This is a genomic window from Sanguibacter sp. Z41_6 (assembly GCF_059621145.1).
The window spans coordinates 1-16809 of record NZ_JCAQIF010000002.1 but is presented as its reverse complement, the minus strand read 5'-3'; the positions used below and the strand labels follow the sequence as shown (position 1 = coordinate 16809).

At 70.0% G+C, this 16809-nt stretch carries 15 protein-coding genes; 2 read left to right on the top strand and 13 right to left on the bottom strand.

Annotation, left to right across the window (positions count from 1 at the left end):
- Nucleotides 1-5 precede the first annotated feature (5 nt).
- The 4 genes from lplAB to AC54T1_RS05020 all read right to left on the bottom strand — a co-directional run bounded on the left by lplAB (nt 6) and on the right by AC54T1_RS05020 (nt 5282).
- The gene (gene lplAB / locus AC54T1_RS05035; RefSeq protein WP_484344881.1) at nt 6-1055 is read right to left on the bottom strand and encodes a lipoate-protein ligase LplAB; all 1050 of its coding nucleotides are present in this window, start codon (nt 1053-1055) and stop codon (nt 6-8) included.
- An 85-nt stretch (nt 1056-1140) separates the two neighbouring features.
- Complete coding sequence (gene cimA, locus AC54T1_RS05030) at nt 1141-2730, bottom strand: citramalate synthase (RefSeq protein WP_484344882.1); 1590 nt, start codon at nt 2728-2730, stop codon at nt 1141-1143.
- A gap of 262 nt (nt 2731-2992) precedes the next feature.
- A complete protein-coding gene (locus AC54T1_RS05025; RefSeq protein ID WP_496911269.1) occupies nt 2993-4120 on the bottom strand; it encodes a branched-chain amino acid aminotransferase in 1128 nt (375 codons plus the stop codon).
- 118 nt (nt 4121-4238) lie between these two features.
- A complete protein-coding gene (locus AC54T1_RS05020) occupies nt 4239-5282 on the bottom strand; it encodes a 3-isopropylmalate dehydrogenase (protein ID WP_496911268.1) in 1044 nt (347 codons plus the stop codon).
- A gap of 87 nt (nt 5283-5369) precedes the next feature.
- Between AC54T1_RS05020 and AC54T1_RS05015 the strand changes: the two genes are divergently transcribed.
- The gene (locus AC54T1_RS05015) at nt 5370-5693 is read left to right on the top strand and encodes an antibiotic biosynthesis monooxygenase family protein (protein ID WP_484344885.1); all 324 of its coding nucleotides are present in this window, start codon (nt 5370-5372) and stop codon (nt 5691-5693) included.
- A gap of 50 nt (nt 5694-5743) precedes the next feature.
- Here the strand turns inward: AC54T1_RS05015 and AC54T1_RS05010 are convergent, their stop codons facing one another.
- The 5 genes from AC54T1_RS05010 to AC54T1_RS04990 all read right to left on the bottom strand — a co-directional run bounded on the left by AC54T1_RS05010 (nt 5744) and on the right by AC54T1_RS04990 (nt 10381).
- The gene (locus AC54T1_RS05010; RefSeq protein ID WP_496911267.1) at nt 5744-6286 is read right to left on the bottom strand and encodes an ASCH domain-containing protein; all 543 of its coding nucleotides are present in this window, start codon (nt 6284-6286) and stop codon (nt 5744-5746) included.
- Nucleotides 6283-6747, bottom strand: a complete 465-nt coding sequence (locus AC54T1_RS05005) for a nitroreductase family deazaflavin-dependent oxidoreductase (protein WP_484344887.1) — start codon at nt 6745-6747, stop codon at nt 6283-6285. Before AC54T1_RS05005 ends, AC54T1_RS05010 begins: the two co-directional genes overlap by 4 nt.
- A 139-nt stretch (nt 6748-6886) precedes the next feature.
- On the bottom strand, nt 6887-7915 hold the full coding sequence (ilvC, locus tag AC54T1_RS05000) for a ketol-acid reductoisomerase (RefSeq protein WP_484344888.1): 1029 nt from the start codon (nt 7913-7915) through the stop codon (nt 6887-6889).
- Nucleotides 7916-7960: 45 nt separating this feature from the next.
- Nucleotides 7961-8482 (bottom strand): acetolactate synthase small subunit, encoded by a 522-nt coding sequence (ilvN, locus tag AC54T1_RS04995; RefSeq protein WP_484344889.1) that lies wholly within the window; start codon nt 8480-8482, stop codon nt 7961-7963.
- Between the two features lie 21 nt (nt 8483-8503).
- Entirely contained in the window at nt 8504-10381 is a 1878-nt protein-coding gene (locus tag AC54T1_RS04990) for an acetolactate synthase large subunit (protein ID WP_484344890.1), read from the bottom strand.
- Between the two features lie 416 nt (nt 10382-10797).
- Here AC54T1_RS04990 and AC54T1_RS04985 point away from each other — a divergent pair, with 416 nt between their 5' ends.
- Nucleotides 10798-11418, top strand: a complete 621-nt coding sequence (locus tag AC54T1_RS04985) for a DUF4352 domain-containing protein (protein WP_496911266.1) — start codon at nt 10798-10800, stop codon at nt 11416-11418.
- 28 nt (nt 11419-11446) lie between these two features.
- Here AC54T1_RS04985 and ilvD read toward each other — a convergent pair whose 3' ends face one another.
- The 4 genes from ilvD to gatC all read right to left on the bottom strand — a co-directional run bounded on the left by ilvD (nt 11447) and on the right by gatC (nt 16631).
- A complete protein-coding gene (gene ilvD, locus AC54T1_RS04980) occupies nt 11447-13180 on the bottom strand; it encodes a dihydroxy-acid dehydratase (protein WP_484344892.1) in 1734 nt (577 codons plus the stop codon).
- A 135-nt stretch (nt 13181-13315) separates the two neighbouring features.
- Nucleotides 13316-14824: an Asp-tRNA(Asn)/Glu-tRNA(Gln) amidotransferase subunit GatB gene (gatB, locus tag AC54T1_RS04975; RefSeq protein ID WP_484344893.1), complete on the bottom strand. Its 1509-nt coding sequence runs from the start codon at nt 14822-14824 to the stop codon at nt 13316-13318.
- Nucleotides 14821-16335 (bottom strand): Asp-tRNA(Asn)/Glu-tRNA(Gln) amidotransferase subunit GatA, encoded by a 1515-nt coding sequence (gene gatA, locus AC54T1_RS04970; RefSeq protein ID WP_484344894.1) that lies wholly within the window; start codon nt 16333-16335, stop codon nt 14821-14823. Before gatA ends, gatB begins: the two co-directional genes overlap by 4 nt.
- On the bottom strand, nt 16332-16631 hold the full coding sequence (gene gatC, locus AC54T1_RS04965) for an Asp-tRNA(Asn)/Glu-tRNA(Gln) amidotransferase subunit GatC (RefSeq protein ID WP_484344895.1): 300 nt from the start codon (nt 16629-16631) through the stop codon (nt 16332-16334). The genes gatA and gatC overlap by 4 nt, the downstream gene beginning before the upstream one ends.
- Between the last annotated feature and the right edge of the window lie 178 nt (nt 16632-16809).

Here is a 16809-nt window from a genome sequence, read left to right as displayed (position 1 = left end):
CCTCGTCATGGCACCCGCGCGGTCCACTCAGGACTCGAGAACTTCGTCGCCACGAGCTCCTCGGCGCGTGCGCGCTCCGCGTCCGTCACCGCACCGTCGACCGTGTCGTAGCGGCTGCGGAAGTGGGACTTGAACGCCTCGATGACCTCTGCACGGGCCATCCCCGTCTGCGACCGCACGGGGTCCACCCGCTTGTTGGCGCTCTTGGTGCCCTTGTCGCTCATCTTCTCCCGGCCGATCCGCAGCACCTCGAGCATCTTGTCCGCGTCGATGTCGTACGCCATCGTCACGTGGTGCAGCACCGCGCCCCCGACGAAGCGCTTCTGGGCCGCGCCGGCGATCTTGCCGGCGGGCGACGCGATGTCGTTGAGCGGCTGGTACGTGGCCTGCACGCCGAGGTCGGCGAGCGCCCCGAGGACCCAGTCGTCGAGGAAGGCGTAGGACCGCTCGAAGCTCAGTCCCTCGACGAGCGAGCCCGGGACGGTGAGCGAGTAGGTGATGGTGTTGCCGGGTTCGATGAACATCGCGCCGCCGCCGGACACGCGTCGCACCACGGTGATGCCGTGCTTCTCGGCACCGACGGGGTCGACCTCGTTCTTCAACGACTGGAACGAGCCGATGACGACAGCCGGCGCGCCCCACTCCCAGATCCGCAGGGTGGGCGGACGCAGGCCCGCGTCCACCGACTCGGCCATGGCCTGGTCGAGGGCCATGTGCATCTCGGGCGCCTGAGGGCCCTCGTGCACGATCTCGAAGGTGTGGTCGTGCCAGCCCGTCGCCCGGCCGAGCGCGCGCCGCGCAGCGATCGCCACCGCCTCGGGGGTGAACCCCACGAGGACCGCGGACGGGTCGAGGGACCGCGCGATCGCCGCCGCGAGCACAGCGACCGAGGAGTCCGCCGGCATCCCCTCGAGCGCCCCGTCGATGTCCGCGAGCGCCGTGTCCGGCTCGAGGAAGAAGTCACCGCTCACCGCGACGTGCGCGAGCCGGCCCTCCTCGACCTCGAGGTCGATCGCCACGAGCTTGCCACCAGGAACCTTGTATTCGCCTCTCACCGGTTCAGCCTATGCCCGCCCGGCGACCCGCCGTGCCAGCACCGACACACGGTCCGAGCGAGCACGACCGGCTTACCCCCCGGCGTCAGCGCGGGTTGACCCCGGCGTGGATGAGCCCGTAGATCGCCGAGTCGGTGAGCGCCTCCCAGGAGGCCTCGAGAAGGTTCGGCCCCACACCCACGGTCGACCAGCTCGACTGCCCGTCCGTCGTCTCGATGAGCACCCGCGTGATGGCACCGGTCCCGTGCATCTGGTCGAGGATGCGCACCTTGAAGTCGATGAGCTCGAACGCCTCGATCTCGGGGTAGACCCGGGTCAGCGCGAGACGCAGTGCGGCATCGAGCGCGTTGACCGGCCCGTTCCCCTCGCCCGTCGACACGATGCGCGCGCCACCCGCGTTGAGCTTGACCGTCGCCTCGGCGGTGGCCTCCGTCCCCCGGTGCCCGCTGCGCTCGACGATGGTCCGCCAGCTCTCGACATCGAAGTACCGGGGTCGCTCACCGATCATCTCCTCGACGAGCAGCAGCTCGAACGAGGCGTCCGCGGCGTCGTAGGTGTACCCGTCGGCCTCGTCGGCCTTGACGCGCGCCGTGATCCTCGTGAGGACCTCGGCCTGCCCGGACAGGTCGAATCCGAGCTCCTTGCCCTTGAGCTCGATCGACGCGCGCCCGGCCATGTCGGAGATGAGCATCCGCATGTCGTTGCCCACCCGCGTGGGGTCGATGTGCTGGTAGAGGTCCGCGTCCACCTTGATCGCGCTGGCGTGGATCCCGGCCTTGTGGGCGAACGCGCTCGCCCCGACGTACGGCTGGCGGGCGTACGGGGAGATGTTCGTGATCTCGCTGATCGCGTGCGCGATCCGGGTCGACTCCTCGAGGCCCGCACCGGCGAGCAGCGACCTGCCGTGCTTGAGCTCGAGGTTGGCCATGACCGTGACGAGGTCCGCGTTGCCGGTCCGTTCGCCGTAGCCGTTGACCGTGCCCTGCACGTGCGAGCAGCCGGCGTCGATCGCGGCGAGGGAGTTCGCGACGGCGCAGCCGGAGTCGTTGTGCGCGTGGATGCCGAGGACGGCGTCCTCGCCCACCAGGCTCCGGACGTCGCCGACGACCTCGGTGATCCACTGCGGCAGCATCCCGCCGTTGGTGTCACAGAGTGCCACGACCTCCGCACCGGCCTCGAACGCCGCGAGCAGCGCCTCCCGGGCGTACGAGGCGTCGTACCGGAACCCGTCGAAGAAGTGCTCCGCGTCGACGACGACCCGCCGTCCCTCGGCGACGAGGAACGCGACGGTGTCGCGGATCATCGAGAGGTTCTCGGCGCCGTCGGTGCGTAGTGCCCGCTCGACGTGTCGGATGTCGAACTTCGACACGAGGGTGACCACCGGCGCCTGCGACCGCAGCAGTGCGAGGACCTGGGGGTCCTCGGCAGCGCGCAGCCCGACCTTCCGGGTGGCGCCGAACGCGGCGAGCACCGCGTTCTTCAGCTGGAGCTCGGTGGCCGCGCGGGAAAAGAAGTCCGTGTCCTTGGGCACCGCACCGGGCCATCCACCCTCGATGAACCCGACACCCAGCTCGTCGAGGAGGGGCGCGATCGCGAGCTTGTCCGAGACGGACAGGTTCATGCCCTCCTGCTGCGCTCCGTCGCGCAAGGTCGTGTCGTAGACGTGGAAGTTCACGCGTGAGCTCTTTTCCGTGCTGGGTGAGGAGATGGACGGTCCCGACGTCCAGAAGCATTGTGCTGGATCCGCGGCAGGGGTGGCGCCGTCGTCCAGCAACAAAAAAACCTCCCGGGGTACGGGAGGTTCGCGCGTCCGGGTCGTCCGGGACGCGCTAGGTGCGAATGAGCGCCATGCAGGCGGAGGTGTGTGCCACGAGACACATCATGGCACACACCTCCCGTGTCGGTCATCGACTGCCCCGCCGGCCGGCGGACGCACGTCACACGAGTCGGGTCATCCACCCGTGCCGGTCGGTGGCCCGCCCGTTCTGGATGTCCGTGAGCTCGGCGCGCACCGACATCGTCAGGTCACCTGCGTGCCCGTCGCCGATCGTCAGGTCGAAGTCCTCCCCCGCGAGCCGTCCGATGGGTGTGACGACCGCGGCGGTCCCGCACGCGAAGGCCTCGGTGATCGAGCCGTCGACCAGGTCGGCCAGGACCTGTGCCAGCGGGATCCGGCGCTCGCGCACCTCGAGGCCACGGTCGCCGAGCAGCTGGATGATCGACGAGCGAGTCACGCCCTCGAGGATCGACCCCGAGAGCTCGGGAGTCTCGACCGAGCCGTCCGCACGAACGAAGAAGACGTTCATGCCGCCGAGCTCTTCGATCACCGAGTTCGTCGCGGCGTCGAGGAAGCAGACCTGCTCGCACCCCTTGCCCTGCGCGTACATCTGCGGGAGCAGGCTCGCGGCATAGTTCCCGCCGCACTTCGCGGCCCCCGTCCCGCCCTCACCGGCGCGGTGGTAGTCCTGCGCGACCCAGATGGACACGGGCTTGACCCCGCCGGCGAAGTACGGGCCGACGGGCGAGGCGATGACGAGGAACTCTGCCTCGAGCGACGGGCGGACGCCGAGGAAGACCTCCGAGGCGTACATGAACGGTCGGAGGTAGAGGCTCGCCTCGTCTCCGGAGGGGATCCACTCGACGTCCGTGCGCACGAGCGCAGCGACCGCGCCGAGGAAGTCCTCCGTGGAGAGCTCGGGGAGCGCCAACCGGCGCGCCGACCTCGCGAACCGCTCGGCGTTCGCCTCCGGGCGGAACGTCCACACGGAGCCGTCGGCGTGCCGGTACGCCTTGAGGCCCTCGAACACCTCCTGGCCGTAGTGCAGGACGGCGCTCGCGGGGTCCATGAGCAGCGGGCCGTACTTCTCGACCCGACGCTGCCCCCAGCCGCTCGTCGAGGACCACGTGGCCCGTGCCATGTGGTTGGTGAAGACGGTGCCGAACTGGGGTGCCGCGGTGACGGCCTCCCGCTCGGCGGTGGGCAGCGGGGACTCGCTGCGTCGGACGTCAAAACGGGCGGCAGCCTCATCGATGCTCATCGTGGAGCGTGCAAGCGTGGTGCTCATGGTCAGTGCCTTTCACCTGGCGACCCCTGCATTTTTCCACGCCGTGGACCGAATGGCTGCACGCTGTGGGAGGGGGTCCTTCTCGGGAGGGAGCGGTGAAGACGACCGGGGTCGGGGATCAGCCGCGCACGCGGTCCGCGAGCGCAGTTCCCACCTCGGCCGTCGAGCGTACTCGGCCGTCGCGCTCGACGAGGTCGGCTGCGACCGCCGACTCCACCCGTGCAGACTCCTCGGACAGCCCGAGGTGATCCAGCAGCATGGCGACGGACAGCACCGTCGCGGTGGGGTCCGCCTTGCCCTGCCCGGCGATGTCGGGCGCCGATCCGTGCACGGGCTCGAACATCGACGGTGCGGTGCGGTCCGGGTTGATGTTCGCGGAGGCGGCGAGACCGATGCCACCGGTGATCGCGGCCGCCTGGTCGGTGAGGATGTCGCCGAAGAGGTTGTCGGTGACGATGACGTCGAACCGCGACGGGTTGGTCGTGAGGAAGATCGTCGCGGCGTCGACGTGCAGGTAGTCCGTCGTGACGTCGGGGAAGTCAGCGTTGACGGCCTCGACCGTGCGGCGCCAGAGGTGGCCGGCGTGGACGAGGACGTTGTGCTTGTGGACGAGCGTGAGGTGCTTGCGCGGACGCGCCTGCGCGCGGGCGAACGCGTCGCGTACGACGCGCTCGACACCGAACGCGGTGTTGACGCTCACCTCGTTGGCCACCTCGTGCGGGGTGCCGACGCGGATCGCGCCGCCGTTGCCGACGTACGGTCCCTCGGTGCCCTCGCGCACGACGACGAAGTCGATCTCGCCCGGCTCGGCGAGCGGGGAGCGCACGCCGGGGTACAGCTTTCCGGGGCGCAGGTTGACGTAGTGGTCGAGGGCGAAGCGCAGCTTGAGCAGCAGCCCGCGCTCGAGCACGCCGGACGGGACCGACGGGTCTCCGATGGCGCCGAGGAGGATCGCGTCGTGGGTGCGGATCGCGTCCAGGTCCGCGTCCGTGAGCGTCTCACCCGTCGCGTGCCAGCGCTGCGCACCGAGGTTGAACTCCGTCGTGGTGACGGTCGTCCCCGAGCCGGCGAGCACCGCGTCGAGCACGGCGAGCCCCTGCTCCACGACCTCGATCCCGATGCCGTCGCCTGCCACCACTGCCAGCTCGATGTTCCTCGTCATGACGGTGAGGGTACGCCGCCGTCCATGAACCGGAACGCGTGTCCCACGATCCGATCACGTTCCCAGGGCGATGGCATGCTGGACCGCATGACTGTCGTGAAGATCAACGCCATCGAGGTTCCCGAGGGCGCCGGAGCCGAGCTCGAGGCTCGGTTCGCCGCGCGTCGACGAGCCGTCGAGGGGAGTCCGGGCTTCCTCGGGTTCGAGCTCTTGCGCCCCGTCGCCGGTGAGAGCCGGTACTTCGTCTACACCCGCTGGGCGACGGAGGAGGACTACCAGGCCTGGGCCGCGAACGGCGCTCGGGCGGCCCATGCCGGCCCGAGCGGAGAAGGACGCCCGGCGCCCGTCGCCACCGGCGCGTCGCTCCTGGAGTTCGAGCTCGTCGAGGACGCCTCCGCCGAGCGGGGATAGCACCGCGGGTCTCCCGGCCGGCCCTGGGGTCGGACGGGAGACCAGCGCGCCTACTGCGGGTAGAGCAGCTCGAAGCGTTCAGCGACGACCTCGAGGTCCGCGGGCAGCTCATCGACGCCGAGCTGCCGCGCGAAGTACCTCGAGTGGCCCTCGCGCCAGGCCGCGAGCGACCGGTCGTCCTCCCCCTCGGCGGCCGCGAAGTCCTCAGTGACGTCCATGAACGGCAGGACCTCGACCTCGGTCGTGCGGATGAGCGCCCTCGGGTGCCGGGCGCCGTCGAGGATGATCGAGAGGTCGCCGACCGCAGGGAGCGGAGCGGTCTCGTCGCCGTACTCCACGAGCAATGACGACGTCGCTGTCTTGGTCCCCTCGAGCACGAGGCCGAGGAGCTCGTCCGCGAGAGTCGCGTCGTCTCCGAACGACCAGGCCATCGGCGGCACGCCTGCGGCGACCGACACCCCGCCGACGACGGCGATGCGTCCGAGACCGGCTCGTGTCCGTGCACTCTCCCAGAACTCGACGATCTCCTCGTCGCCCGCACCTGTCTCAGGGCCGGCGTCAGGCACCTGGGGACCAGCGGTAGCGCCAGTCATGCGACCACGTCCTCACCCGTCGCGTCGCCCACCGGCTCGAGGACGAGGACAGGGATGACACGGTCGGTCTTCGTCGCGTAGTCCGCATAGTCGGGGTATGCCGCGACCGACCGCTGCCACCACTCCTCGCGCTCGTCACCCGTCACCTCGCGGGCGACGTAGTCCCGCACCTGCGCCCCGTCCTGGAGCGTGACGAGCGGGTGCGCCCGCAGGTTGTGGTACCAGGTCGGGTGCTGCGGGGCTCCGCCCATGCTCGCGACGACCGCGTACCGGCCGCCGTGCTCGACGCGCATGAGCGGCACCTTGCGCACCTTGCCGGAACGGGCACCGAGCGAGGTGAGGATGATGACCGGCCGACCCTCCCAGGTCGTGCCCTGCGTGCCGCCGGAGCTCTCGTAGAGCTCCACCTGCTCGCGCGTCCGGGTGTCGGGGCTGGGTTCGTAGACTCCGTCGAGTGGCATGTGCCTAGTCAACCATCGTGCTCGAGGCGCGCGCACGGCGCGACGCGCACCGGACGTGGCGCCCGGCGGGTCCGGACGCACGCCGGGGCGGGCACCGCCACGACAGTGGGGTACCCGCCCCGGCGGGACGGACGAGGCGTCAGCGCCCCGCGGAGCCCTCGACGTAGTCCGAGTCGGACGGCTTGACCCACGCGAAGAGCTTGCGCAGCTCGCGGCCGGTGGCCTCGATCGGGTGCTGCTCACCCTTGGCGCGCAGCTCCTTGAACTCCTGGCCGCCGTTCTCCTGGTCGTTGATGAACCGCTCGGCGAACGCACCGTTCTGGATGTCGGCGAGCACGGCCTTCATGTTCTCCTTCACCTCGGGCGTGATGACGCGCGGGCCGGAGACGTAGTCGCCGTACTCCGCGGTGTCGGAGACGGACCAGCGCTGCTTCGCGATGCCGCCCTCCCACATGAGGTCGACGATGAGCTTGAGCTCGTGGAGCACCTCGAAGTAGGCGACCTCGGGCTGGTAGCCCGCCTCGGTGAGGACCTCGAAGCCGTACTGGACGAGCTGCGAGGCGCCACCGCACAGGACGGCCTGCTCGCCGAAGAGGTCCGTCTCGGTCTCCTCGGTGAACGTCGTCTTGATCCCGGCGGCACGCAGGCCTCCGATGGCCTTGCCGTAGGACAGCGCGAGCTCCCACGCGTGACCGGACGCGTCCTGCTCGACCGCGACGATGACCGGCACGCCGCGTCCGTCGAGGTACTCGCGGCGCACGAGGTGCCCCGGTCCCTTGGGCGCGACCATGATGACGTCGAAGCCCGGCTCGGGCTTGATGTACCCGAAGCGGATGTTGAAGCCGTGCCCGAAGACGAGCGCGGTGCCCTCGTTGAGGTTGGGTGCGATCTCCTGCGCGTACACGTGGCGCTGGACCTGGTCGGGCGCGAGGATGACGACCACGTCAGCCTCCTTGACCGCCTCGGCGACGCTCAGGACGCGCAGTCCTTCGTTCTCGGCCTTGGCACGCGAGGAGCTGCCCTCGCGGAGCCCGACGCGCACGTCGACGCCCGAGTCCCGCAGGTTGAGCGCGTGCGCGTGCCCCTGGCTGCCGTAGCCGATGACCGCGACCTTGCGGGCAGCGATGATGGACAGATCAGCGTCGTCGTCGTAGAACAGCTCAGCCACCGTGGATCTCCTTGGTTCTCGTATGTGTGTTGGAAGCGAAAGGGGTCAGGCGCTACGGACGCGCTCGAGCGCGCGGTCCGTGATGGAGCGGGCGCCGCGACCGATGCCGACGGTGCCGGACTTGACGATCTCACGGATCCCGAAGGGCTCGAGCGCCGTGAGCAGCGCCGAGAGCTTCTCGGGATTCCCGGTCGCCTCGATCGTCACCGCGTCGGGGACGACGTCCACGACGTGGGCACGGAAGAGCTGGACGACCTCGAGCACATGGGTACGGCTCGTGAGGTCGGCCCGCACCTTGACGAGCATGAGCTCGCGCTGGACGGCTGCCGAGGGATCGAGCTCGACGATCTTGATGACGTTGATGAGCTTGTTCAGCTGCTTCGTCACCTGCTCGAGCGGCAGCGAGTCGACGTCGACGACGACCGTCACGCGCGAGAGGTCGTCGTGCTCGGTGGGACCGACCGCGAGCGAGTGGATGTTGAAGGACCTGCGGGCGAACAGCCCGGCGATCCTGGTGAGCACGCCCGGCTTGTTCTCCACGAGCACCGAGAGGGTGTGACGCGTCATGTTCCTACCAGCCTTCCGGTGTCAGTCTTCGCGGTCCCACGCGGGTGAGATCCCGCGTGCGTACTGGATGTCGTCGTTGCTCACTCCGGCGGCGACCATCGGCCACACCATCGCGTCCCTGGAGACATTGAAGTCGATGACGACGGGCTGGTCGTTGATCGACTCGGCCCGCTTGATCGCCGCATCGACCTCGTTCGCGTGCTCGACGCGGATACCGACGCAGCCGTAGGCGTCGGCCAGCTTGACGAAGTCGGGGACGCGACGCGTCCCGTGCCCCGTGTGCAGGTCGGTGTTGGAGTACCGCGACTCGTAGAACAGCGTCTGCCACTGGCGCACCATGCCGAGCGACGAGTTGTTGATGAGCGCGACCTTGATGGGGATGTCGTTGATGGTGCAGGTGGCCAGCTCCTGGTTGGTCATCTGGAAGCACCCGTCGCCGTCGATCGCCCAGACCGTGCGGTCGGGCTGGCCGACCTTCGCGCCCATCGCTGCGGGGATCGAGTAGCCCATGGTCCCCAGTCCGCCGGAGTTGAGCCACGTGTTCGGGCGCTCGTAGCGGATGAACTGCGACGCCCACATCTGGTGCTGCCCGACACCGGCGACGTAGATGGAGTCCGGCCCGGAGATCGCGCCGAGCCTGCTGATGATGTGCTGCGGGGCGAGGTGGCCGTCGTCGGGCTCGGTGAAGCCGAGGGGGTACGTCTCGCGCCACCCGTCGATCTGGCGCCACCACGCCTCGAGGTCCGGCTTGCCGTGCTGCTCGTGCTCGCGCGCGAGCTCGGGCAGCAGGTCGGCGATGACCTCTTTGAGGTCGCCGACGATCGGCACGTCCGGGGTGCGGTTCTTGCCGATCTCCGCAGGGTCGATGTCCGCGTGGATGATCGTCGCGTGGGGCGCGAAGCTCGAGAGCTTGCCCGTCACACGGTCGTCGAAGCGTGCGCCCAGGGCAAAGACGAGGTCCGCCTTCTGCAGCGCCGCGACCGCGGGCACCGTGCCGTGCATCCCGGGCATCCCGAGGTTCTGCGGGTGGGAGTCCGGCAGTGCGCCGCGGGCCATGAGGGTCGTCACCGCGGCAGCGCCGGACAGGTCGACGAGCTTGCGCAGCTGGGCGGCCGCACCCGAACGGATCGCACCGCCACCGATGTAGAGCACGGGGCGACGTGCGGACGCCAGGAGCCGGGCCGCCTCGCGGATCTGCTTGCTGTGGGGCTTCGTCACCGGGTGGTACCCGGGCAGGTTGAGCTCCTGGGGCCAGGAGAAGGTCGTCCGGGACTGCATGGCCGACTTCGCGATGTCGACGAGCACAGGTCCGGGCCGCCCCGTCGAGGCGATGTGGAACGCCTCGGCGATCGTGCGCGGGATGTCGTCCGGGTTCGTCACGAGGAAGTTGTGCTTCGTGACAGGGAGGGTGATGCCGACGATGTCCGCCTCCTGGAAGGCGTCCGTCCCGATGAGGGAGGCGCCGACCTGGCCGGTGATCGCGACCATGGGGATGGAGTCCATGTTGGCGTCCGCGATCGGCGTGACGAGGTTCGTCGCCCCGGGGCCCGACGTCGCCATGGTCACGCCGACACGTCCGGTCGCGTGCGCGTACCCGGAGGCCGCGTGCCCACCACCCTGCTCGTGGCGCACGAGGATGTGCCGGAGCTTCTTCGAGTCCATGAGCGGGTCGTACGTCGGGAGGATCGCCCCGCCCGGGATGCCGAAGACGACCTCGACCCCGGCGGCCTCGAGCGACCGGACGATCGACTCCGCGCCGTTGAGCTCGTACGGCGCGACGACGGACGACGCAGCCGTCGCAGCTCCACGTGCGGGAGCCGGCTTCGCGGCGCCGGGCGCCGCGGTGTCGCTTGTCTTGGCGGTACCGCGGGGCGGTGCCGGCGTGGGTCCCTGGACCATCAGGTTCTCCTGTGTGCTCATGCTGGGTGGGAGGTGCTACCGGTCAGGCTGGTCGAGCTGCTCGGTCCCGGGACGCTCGGTCCCGGATGCGACCCCTCCTGCGCCGGATGGGCGCCGAGCGGGGTTCACTGGTGGTGACATGAAAAAACCCCTCGCACCCGGGTAGGGCTCTTCGAGGGGTAAGCGCGCGGACGAGACCTCAGTGGTGGGCCTCAGCCGACGCGCTCAGGAAGTACTACGAGAAGGATCATCTGCACACCCAGCACAGTACGCCTCGTCCTCATCGATGTCACATGTCTCCGGCCATGTCTCAGCCGGTGGGACCGGGGCCCTTGCAGCCCACCCGCGGCCCTCTAGAGTGAGGAGCCGCGCCACGAGCACGCGGGCAGGCGCCGACGAGGAGGACGACACCCACGATGGAGCAGGACACCGTTGTCCGCGAGCCCGTAGCGCGTCACACGTCCCTGGCCGGAGCCGCTCGTCGGTCCGCCGGGGCATGGCCGAGGGTCGCGCTCGTCGCTGCGTTGCTCCCCGCGCTCGCTGCCTGCGGGAGCGACCCGCTCGCCCCCGCAGACTCGAGCAGTCCGGCCGACCTGGCCTATGTCGAGCTCACCGGCTCCATCGACGACCGGGTGGCCAACCACGAGGTTCTCGTGCACGGGGTCGTGACGAACTACCCGGCCCCGGACTCCGCCGACGTGCCTGACGGCGTCGACACGCTGCTTCTCGTCGACCTCACCGTCACCACGGGCACCACGCACCCCCGGGAGGTCGGCCCGAACAGCTTCGAGCTCCGGTCGGATGCCGGCGACCCGCTGCGTGCGCTCGCGACGGTGCCGGCAGCGCTCACGGACTCGACGCTGTGGCCCCTCGGTTCGCAGTCGGCCGGCCGCACGCAACGAGGCTGGGTCGCCTTTCCGATGGAGTGGGACACCCCCACCCTCGAGTCCGCCGAGCTCGTCCTCGTCCGGACGCGGACAGCCGCCGAGCCGGGCGAGGGGGACGCAGAGTTCAGCGTCTCCCTCCCCCTGGACTGACCCTCCTCGTGCGGCCCCCCGGGGCCGATCAGTACAGCACCGCACCCTGCGACGCGGAGTGGACGAGCTTCGCGTACTTCGCGAGCACCCCGCGCGTGTAGGTCGGCGCGAGCGGCGCCCACCCGGCGCGGCGTGATTCCAGCTCTGCGTCGTCCACGAGCAGGTCGAGCGTCGCGTTCGCGACGTCGAGCCGGATCCGGTCACCGTCCCGGACGAACGCGACAGGACCAGCGTCGACGGCCTCGGGGGCGACGTGCCCGACGCACAGTCCGGTGGTCCCACCCGAGAACCGACCGTCCGTGAGGAGCAGCACGTCCTTGCCGAGGCCCGCCCCCTTGATCGCGCCGGTGATCGCGAGCATCTCCCGCATCCCGGGGCCGCCCTTGGGCCCCTCGTACCGGATCACCACGACGTCCCCCGCCTGGATGGTGCCGTCCTCGAGGGCGTCCATCGCAGCACGCTCCCGGTCGAACACCCGCGCCGTCCCCTCGAACACGTCCTTGTCGAACCCCGCGGACTTCACGACGGCACCCTCGGGCGCGAGGGAACCGTGCAGGATCGTGATGCCGCCCGTGCGGTGGATCGGGTTGTCGAGCGCCCGGAGGATCTTCCCGTCCGGGTCGGGAGGTGCGATGTCGGCGAGGTTCTCGGCGACGGTCTTGCCGGTGACCGTGAGGCAGTCGCCGTGCAGCAACCCCGCGTCGAGCAGTGCCTTCATGACGACGGGCACCCCACCGATCCGGTCGACGTCGGCCATGACGTAGCGTCCGAACGGCTTGAGGTCACCGAGGTGCGGCACGCGCGCCGCGACACGGGTGAAGTCCGCGAGCGTGAGCTCGACCTCGGCCTCGTGGGCGATGGCGAGCAGGTGCAGGACGGCGTTCGTCGATCCGCCGAAAGCCATGACCACGGCGATCGCGTTCTCGAACGCCTCCTTGGTCATGATCTGCCGCGCGGTGATCCCCTTGCGGAGCATCTCCACGACCGCCTCACCTGACTTGAACGCGAACGCGTCGCGACGGCGGTCAGCGGACGGCGGTGCGGCAGAACCCGGGAGGGACATCCCCATCGCCTCGGCGACCGAGGCCATGGTGTTCGCCGTGTACATCCCGCCGCAGGCGCCCTCTCCCGGGCAGATCGCGCGCTCGATCCGCTCGAGGTCTCCCTGGCTCATGAGGCCACGCGAGCACGCGCCCACGGCCTCGAAGGCGTCGATGAGCGTGACGTCCTTCTCGGTACCGTCCTCGAGCTTGACCCACCCGGGCATGATCGTCCCTGCGTACAGGAACACGGACGCAAGGTCGAGTCGCGCCGCGGCCATGAGCATCCCCGGCAGGGACTTGTCGCACCCGGCGAGGAGCACGGACCCGTCGAGACGCTCCGCCTGCATGACGGTCTCGACGGAGTCGGCGATGATGTCCCGCGAGACGAGGGAGAAGTGCATGCCCTCGTGCCCCATCGAGATCCCGTCGGACACAGAGATGGTGCCGAACTCGAGCGGGAAGCCGCCACCGGCATGGACGCCGTTCTTCACGGCCTTCGCCAGGCGGTCGAGCGAGAGGTTGCACGGCGTGATCTCGTTCCACGAGCTCGCGACGCCGATCTGCGGCTTCGCGAAGTCGTCGTCGCCGAGCCCCACGGCCCGGAGCATCCCCCGGGAGGCGGTCGCCTCGATCCCGTCGGTGACGGTCCGGGACCGGGGCTTGATGTCGATCCCCGAGGTGGACCCGGGAGAACCGGCGTGCTGGCTGGTTGTGGTCATGCACCCGAGTCTATGGGCGCGCCTCGGCGCCCGTCGCGAGGACGCACGCCGAGGCGGCCGGTCGGCGTGCGCGCGACCCGGAGCTCGTTCGCTCCCGACCGCGCGTGGTTCGCACGGTCGGGAGCGCCCCTGGTCTCAGCCGATGCGTTCGAGGATGAGCTCGCGGACCCGTCCGGCGTCCGCCTGCCCTCTCGTCGCTTTCATGACTGCTCCGATGACGGCCCCGACCGGACCGAGGTTTCCCGAGCGGATCTTCTCGGCGATGTCGGGCTGCGCGGCGAGAGCCGCATCGATCGCCTCGAGCAGCGGGCCGTCGTCGGAGACGATCTCGAGGCCACGGGTCACGACGACCTCCTCCGGGGAGCCCTCCCCCGCGAGCACTCCCTCGAGCACCTGCCGCGCCAGCTTGTCGTTGATGCGACCTGAGTCCACGAGAGCCTGGAGCTCACCGACCTGCTCGGGCGTCACCGGGAGATCGGTGAGCTCGACGTCCGCGGTCTTCGCGGCCCGGGCGAGCTCGCCCATCCACCACTTGCGCGCCGCGGCGGCGCTCGCGCCGGCCGCGATCGTCGTCTCGATGATCTCGACAGCACCGGCATTGACGACGTCGCGCATCTCGGGGTCCGAGTAGCCCCACTCGGTCTGCAGGCGTCGGCGCCTCGCGACGGGCATCTCCGGGAGCGTCGCGCGGATCTCCTCGACCCACTCGCGGGACGGCGCGACCGGCACGAGGTCGGGCTCCGGGAAGTACCGGTAGTCCTCGGCGTCGGACTTCACGCGTCCCGACGTCGTCGTCGAGGTGTCCTCGTGCCAGTGCCGGGTCTCCTGGATGATCGTCCCGCCAGCGTCGAGCACGGCGGCCTGGCGGCTCACCTCGTACCGCACCGCACGCTCGATGGACCGGAACGAGTTGACGTTCTTCGTCTCGGTGCGGGTACCCAGCGGCGACTCGGGCGTCGGGCGCAGCGAGAGGTTGACGTCCGCACGGACGTTGCCCCGCTCCATGCGGGCCTCGGAGACGTCGAGCGCCCGGAAGATGTCTCGCAGCGTCTGGACATACGCGCGCGCGACCTCGGGAGCACGGTCCCCCGCGCCCGTGATCGGACGCGTGACGATCTCCACGAGCGGGATGCCCGCGCGGTTGTAGTCGACGAGGGAGTACTCCGCCCCGTGGATGCGCCCCGTGCTGCCACCGACGTGCGTGTTCTTCCCGGCGTCCTCCTCCATGTGCGCACGCTCGATCTCGACGCGGAACACGGAACCGTCGTCGAGCTCCACGTCGAGGTACCCGTCGAACGCGATGGGCTCGTCGTACTGGGACGTCTGGAAGTTCTTCGGGACGTCGGGGTAGAAGTAGTTCTTCCGTGCGAAGCGGCACGACTCGGCGATCTCACAGTTGAGCGCGAGCCCGATGCGGATGGCGTACTCGACGGCCTTGCCGTTGACCACGGGGAGAGCGCCGGGGAGACCGAGCGACACCGGGGTCACCTGGGTGTTCGGCGCTCCTCCGAACGCGACCTCGGCCGCGCAGAACATCTTCGTGACGGTGCCCAGCTCGACATGGACCTCGATGCCGATCACGGGGTCGTACCGCGAGACGGCGTCGTCGTAGTCGACGAGGTCGACGGTGCTCGAGGTGCTCATCGGGCGATCTCCAGTTCTGGTGCTCGGGCGAGCAGCGGGCCGCCCCAGGTGTTCTCGAGGAGGGACTCCAACGCAGCCCCCACGTGGTAGAGCCGGTCGTCCTTGCGGGCCGGGGCGAGGATCTGGAACCCGACCGGGAGGCCGTCGTCGGAGAGCCCGTTGGGCACCGACATGCCGGGCACGCCCGCGAGGTTCGCGGGGATCGTCGCGACGTCGTTGAGGTACATGGCCAGCGGGTCGTCCATCTTCTCCCCGAAGCGGAACGCCGTCGTCGGCGCCGTGGGCGAGACGAGGACGTCGGCGACGGCGAACGCCGCGTCGAAGTCACGCTGGATGAGTGTGCGGACCTTCTGCGCGCTGCCGTAGTAGGCGTCGTAGTACCCGGCGGAGAGTGCGTAGGTGCCGAGGATGACACGGCGCTTGACCTCGTCGCCGAACCCGGCGCCCCGGGTGGCGGACATGACGCGCTCGGCGGTGACCGGCCCGTCCGTCGGCTCCACACGCAGACCGAACCGCATCCCGTCGAACTTCGCGAGGTTGCTCGACGCCTCGGACGGCATGATGAGGTAGTACGCGGACAGTGCGTACCGGAAGCTCGGGCAGGAGACCTCGACGATCTCGGCACCTGCGCGGCGCAGCAGCTCGAGCGACTCCTCGAAGCGCGCGGACACGCCGGCCTGGTACCCCTCGCCGCTCAGTTCCGTCACGACACCGACCCGCACGCCCGTGAGGTCGCCGAGGGCGCCACGGCGCGCGGCGTCCACGACGGCGGGAACGGGCTCGTCCAGGGACGTGGAGTCCCGGGGGTCGTGTCCCCCGATGAGCTCGTGGAGCAGCGCGGAGTCGAGCACCGTGCGGCTGACGGGACCGGCCTGGTCGAGCGAGGAGGCCATCGCGATGAGGCCGTACCGGGACACCCCTCCGTACGTCGGCTTCACGCCGACAGTGCCGGTCACCGCACCGGGCTGCCGGATGGAGCCACCGGTGTCCGTGCCGATCGCGAGGGGCGCCTCGAACGCCGCGACGGCCGCCGCGGACCCACCGCCAGAACCGCCGGGGATGCGGTCGAGGTCCCAGGGGTTGGACGTGTTGCCGTACGCGGAGTGCTCGGTGCTCGAGCCCATCGCGAACTCGTCCATGTTCGTCTTGCCGAGGATCGGCAGCCCTGCCGCCTTGATGCGCTCGACGAGCGTCGCGTCGTAGGGCGGCAGCCACCCTTCGAGGATCTTCGAGCCGGCGGTCGTCGGCACGCCCCGGGTGACGACGACGTCCTTGACGGCGATCGGCACCCCGGCGAGCGGGTGGAGCTTCTCCCCCGCGGCCCGGCGTGCGTCGACGTCGCCCGCCGTCGCCATCGCGGCGTCCGCGTCGACGTGGAGGAAGGCGTGCACGGACGGCTCGACCGCGGAGATGCGCTCGAGGTGGGCGCGCGTGATCTCGGTGCTCGTGAGCTCGCCCGACTCCATCGCCGCAGCGAGGTCGGCGGCCGACGAGCGGATGAGGTCGGTCATGAGTCCTCCCCGAGGATCTGCGGGACAGCGAAGCGGCCGTCGATGCTCGAAGGCGCCGCGGCCATGATCTCGTCGACGTCGAGCGGCGCGACCGGCACGTCCTCGCGGAAGACGTTCGTCAACGGCAGCGGGTGGCTCGTCGCGGGGACGTCGGGGGTGACGATGCTTCCGACCTCGGCGATGGCATCGACGATGACGACGAGCTCGCCGGCGAGACGGTCGAGCTCTTCTGGGCGCAGATCGATGCGGGCGAGCGCTGCTACGCGCGCGACCTCATCGCGAGAAAGTGTGGACATGGTCCCAGTCTAGAGCCTGCGCCACGGCCGTCCGTGAGGCCTCGTTCGCGCAGTCGAGCCGTTCCCTGTGCAGTCCCTGGCGCTGAAAACTGTCTGGGTACGACGAAGGCCCACCCCTTGAGGGGTGGGCCTTCGACAATGGTTGTCCGGCGGCGTCCTACTCTCCCACACAGTCTCC

Bases quoted from the DNA above. Each gene is read 5' to 3' on its own strand.
- AC54T1_RS05025 (WP_496911269.1), bottom strand. From the start codon at position 4,120: ATGAGCACCACGCTTGCACGCTCCACGATGAGCATCGATGAGGCTGCC.
- AC54T1_RS05020 (WP_496911268.1), bottom strand. From the start codon at position 5,282: ATGACGAGGAACATCGAGCTGGCAGTGGTGGCAGGCGACGGCATCGGG.
- AC54T1_RS05015 (WP_484344885.1), top strand. From the start codon at position 5,370: ATGACTGTCGTGAAGATCAACGCCATCGAGGTTCCCGAGGGCGCCGGA.
- AC54T1_RS05010 (WP_496911267.1), bottom strand. From the start codon at position 6,286: ATGACTGGCGCTACCGCTGGTCCCCAGGTGCCTGACGCCGGCCCTGAG.
- AC54T1_RS05005 (WP_484344887.1), bottom strand. From the start codon at position 6,747: ATGCCACTCGACGGAGTCTACGAACCCAGCCCCGACACCCGGACGCGC.
- ilvN (WP_484344889.1), bottom strand. From the start codon at position 8,482: ATGACGCGTCACACCCTCTCGGTGCTCGTGGAGAACAAGCCGGGCGTG.
- AC54T1_RS04990 (WP_484344890.1), bottom strand. From the start codon at position 10,381: ATGGTCCAGGGACCCACGCCGGCACCGCCCCGCGGTACCGCCAAGACA.
- AC54T1_RS04985 (WP_496911266.1), top strand. From the start codon at position 10,798: ATGGAGCAGGACACCGTTGTCCGCGAGCCCGTAGCGCGTCACACGTCC.
- ilvD (WP_484344892.1), bottom strand. From the start codon at position 13,180: ATGACCACAACCAGCCAGCACGCCGGTTCTCCCGGGTCCACCTCGGGG.
- gatB (WP_484344893.1), bottom strand. From the start codon at position 14,824: ATGAGCACCTCGAGCACCGTCGACCTCGTCGACTACGACGACGCCGTC.
- gatA (WP_484344894.1), bottom strand. From the start codon at position 16,335: ATGACCGACCTCATCCGCTCGTCGGCCGCCGACCTCGCTGCGGCGATG.
- gatC (WP_484344895.1), bottom strand. From the start codon at position 16,631: ATGTCCACACTTTCTCGCGATGAGGTCGCGCGCGTAGCAGCGCTCGCC.